Annotated in this window: 1 protein-coding gene; it reads right to left on the bottom strand. The window is 49.6% G+C overall.

Annotated elements, in window-relative coordinates; all coding sequences use genetic code 11:
* Positions 1-408: 408 nt before the first annotated feature.
* Positions 409-1698: an IS110 family RNA-guided transposase gene (locus JMF85_RS27730; RefSeq protein WP_483874229.1), complete on the bottom strand. Its 1290-nt coding sequence runs from the start codon at positions 1696-1698 to the stop codon at positions 409-411.
* Positions 1699-1827 lie beyond the last annotated feature (129 nt).

The raw sequence follows: 1827 nt of genomic DNA, 5'->3' as shown, positions 1-1827 counted from the left end.
TTTCCTCCCACTATAAAGTATCGTTTTCTCCTGTTTCCTCACTCATTCTCAGTATTTCAACTTTGACAGCCTAAGAGATAGTAGTGGAGAATGTACTCTGCACCTCGATTTCCGTAAGAGCGTAGGCGGGAACAGAGCTTAGGAATGACCTTCTTCCAAAACTGTGGATAATTGGTATGATCGCACAGTGGATCTCCATATTCACCCTCGGGGTTTACCCTCCCATGTCACACTGGGTCTATGCCCTTACATTCCTTCGTTCTACCTCTCAAGGGGTGGAGGCCGATTCTTGCTCCTTTACGGGGTCGTTGCCCTTACTGAATGTAGTACTTCGGCTTCTCCGTGCTTTCGTTGTCTAAGTTGTACACATGTGAATAAGTTGATCTGCAGGCCGTTTGTTTCCTTGCTTTAAGCAGCTTCTTGCTGGATCTGGAACTGCCTTACTGGACCCATAACATCGATTGCACTGTACTCTCTTTGCTTTGTCCCCAGCGTATGCAGGACTCGAATCAGTTTTCCACATAACGCGATGATCGATTGTTTCTTCTTCAGTGGATTCTGGCTCCTCGTCGTGTAATGCTTATGAAGCGTCTTGAACTCTTCGTTCTTCGCTACCATGGGCATCACCGCTCGGAACAGCAGCGCTCGTAAACGTGACCGTCCGCGCTTGCTAATCCCGGTCTTACCCTTCCGCTTTCCCGAACTATTCTCTTTGAGATTTAGCCCGGCAAGCCGGATAATCTGCTGGCCATGATCGTAGTTGTTCAAGTCACCGATCTCGGCCAGAAATCCAGCTACAGTAATTGCCCCAACCCCGGGTACGGTAAGCATTTCCTTCGTTCCTGGGATGTGTTCAAGGATCTCCAGCACTTTATCCATAATCTCTTCCAATTGGCTGCTGAAAAGGTCGTATTGACCCAACAGTGTGCTTAGCTCTACCCGAGCTGCCATACTGCCTTCCGTTAGTCCGATAGAGGCTGTGGCGGCCGCTACTAACTTCTCCGCGCGCTTGATGCCCACACCGCGTTTCACTTCCGTCTTCCAGTGTACTAGGACGTCTCTAGCCCCCTTGCCGACGATGTCCGCTGGCGTCGGGAACGCCCGCATGGTCATGAGCGATGCCTTGCCCTCCCATTTCTTGAATACGCAAGCATACTCGGGGAAGAACCGGTCGAACCAGTTGCTGATTCGGCCTTTCACTTGCGTCAGGCTGGCTGATACCTTCTCCCGCAGATTCATCAGGATTCGCAGTTCCGCGTATTCCTTCGTCGGCAGTTTCGGTTCTGAGTATTTTCCATTCCGAATGAGATCCGCAATGACCTTTGCATCTTTGTAGTCGCTCTTCGTCTGCGAGTTATCCTCAAGCTCTTTCGTCTTGTTTACGTGATGCGGATTAACGACGACGACCTGGATTTGTTGTTGTTCCTGCAGATAGGCAGCTAACGGAAACCAGTAGTGTCCGGTAGGCTCGATGCCAAACACAATGTTCGTCTTCCCGTGTGCTTGACCAAGCTCCTTCATCCACGTTGCCAGCTTCGATAGTCCTTCCTGATCGTTGTGAAATACACAGTCCTTCCCAAGTTCAATGCCTCGGAAATCTACGGCACGTGCGACGTGAACCTTCTTCGCGATATCTGCACCGACCACCAGTGTCGATTCGGTAATTCGTGTAATCCGTTGATTCTGCTTTTGTTTCAGTTTATACTTCATATTGAGCGTCCTCCTTCAAATTAGGGCAGTGAATGGCCACCATTCCAAGACCCAGCATACAGGAGGCGCTTTTTGTTTTCAAAGAGCAAATTACTTCATTACAGGAATGGCTCCTTT

Source organism: Paenibacillus sp. EPM92 (assembly GCF_016586185.1).
In the GTDB taxonomy this organism is placed as follows: Bacteria; Bacillota; Bacilli; order Paenibacillales; family NBRC-103111; genus Paenibacillus_G; species Paenibacillus_G validus.
Note: the sequence above shows the minus strand (reverse complement) of the source record. Positions and strands in the feature narration are given on the sequence as shown.